The organism is Pedobacter cryoconitis (assembly GCF_003259615.1).
GTDB lineage: Bacteria > Bacteroidota > Bacteroidia > Sphingobacteriales > Sphingobacteriaceae > Pedobacter > Pedobacter cryoconitis.
Map to the genome: position 1 here is coordinate 1 of NZ_QLLR01000073.1, position 1,543 is coordinate 1,543.

Below are 1,543 nucleotides of genomic sequence, written 5' to 3' on the forward strand. Positions count from 1 at the left end.
CATACGTTCCATTACTGACACCTGCATTAAAAATGCTCAGTGCGTTCTTAATGCGTTCTGTACTATTGCCGTTTCATAGAACCTGAGTGGTTACCTTTTATCATGAATATGTTAATTGCGCCTCATTTATTTTTTCTTCATTAGAAAAAGGGAAGAGGAAATTGGGGAATTTTAGAAATTATCGACTTAATAAAATTGAGGTGTTAAATTTGGCCAGAAGTATGGGGATTGATATTCCTGCAACTTTAATCACCAATAAAAAAAAACAGGTTGAAACTTTTTTGCTAAATAAGGATAAGCTTATAACTAAATCTATTAGTGAGATCTTTGATATAAGGGTTTCATCGGATGATAATGAGGAGGTATATTTAAATTATACGGAGGAAATCACCACTAATGTTTTGGACAAAATTCCCGAAACATTTGCTTATTCATTATTTCAAGAAAAGCTTGATAAGGATCTTGAAATTCGTGCTTTCTATTTGAATGGGAAGGTTTATTCGATGGCAATATTTTCCCAATTAGGTTCTACATCTAGTACTGACTTTAGGAAGGATTTTAAAAACAGACGAGTCCCTTATCAATTATCATCCATTCTGGAAGAGAAAATTACAAATTTAATGGAACTTATAGGGTTAAATACTGGATCAATAGATTTTGTCAAAACTAATGACTCACGTATTGTTTTTCTTGAAATTAATCCGACTGGTCAGTATGGAATGACTTCTTACCCTTGTAACTATCATCTTGATAAAGAGATTTCAAAATATTTGATTAATAATGGATAAGCCAATAGATAATTTTAAAATACAGCCTATCAGTGAAGAATTGAGAGAGACTCTGCCTGTGTGCTATTTTTTATTTACTTTAATGAATGAAAATTCACATGAAAAATATGTATTTAACACAATTACAAAAAGCAGTTTTCATAAGACAGATACGTATTTCACACTTCCATTTTACAAAACAATATCTAATATTTTTTAATGAGTAAGACATCAGAAATTTGGTTTAAAATGTTTGCTTGCTGTCAATTGGTTTTTGGGAGGTCCAAAAGTCTTGTTTATGATTTACAGAGAAAGGGATTCTATTCTTTATCAAATGATGCATATTCGATCTTGAAGATGTCTGAAAATTTGGACATTGCCTCAATAAAAGCTCTCTATAATGATAAAGACAGTTTTATCGATGATTTTTTTAATCAATTTATTGAAGCGGAAATGGGTTTTTACACTAATGAGCCTAGTTCCTTCCCCAATATAGATTTTACATGGTATTCTCCTAATGTGATTACAAATTCAATAATAGAGATTGATAATTATTCTCAGTTCGACTTTGAGTACGCGATTAAACAGTTAGATGATTTGGCATGTAAGGCTGTTCAAATAAGATTCTTGAATTTCATTACTATTGATGTGATAAATGGTTATTTAAGTGTTTTTAAAACTTCCTGTGAACGGCAATCATGAATGCAGGGTTTTTGGCAATTAGGAATACATAACATTCGGCAAGAATGCTACATAGAAAATGGCAAGAATGAATG

At 31.0% G+C, this 1,543-nt stretch carries 2 protein-coding genes; both read left to right on the forward strand.

The features are described 5' to 3' along the window. Positions 1–221: 221 nt before the first annotated feature. Positions 222–788, forward strand: coding sequence for an ATP-grasp domain-containing protein (locus LY11_RS26390; RefSeq protein WP_111636562.1), 567 nt, complete (start codon positions 222–224; stop codon positions 786–788). Between the two features lie 198 nt (positions 789–986). Beyond that, complete coding sequence (locus LY11_RS26400) at positions 987–1,469, forward strand: hypothetical protein (RefSeq protein WP_111636564.1); 483 nt, start codon at positions 987–989, stop codon at positions 1,467–1,469. Positions 1,470–1,543 lie beyond the last annotated feature (74 nt).

Coding starts and splice junctions, on each gene's coding strand:
- LY11_RS26400 (WP_111636564.1), top strand. CDS start 987: ATGAGTAAGACATCAGAAATTTGGTTTAAAATGTTTGCTTGCTGTCAA.
- LY11_RS26390 (WP_111636562.1), top strand. CDS start 222: ATGGGGATTGATATTCCTGCAACTTTAATCACCAATAAAAAAAAACAG.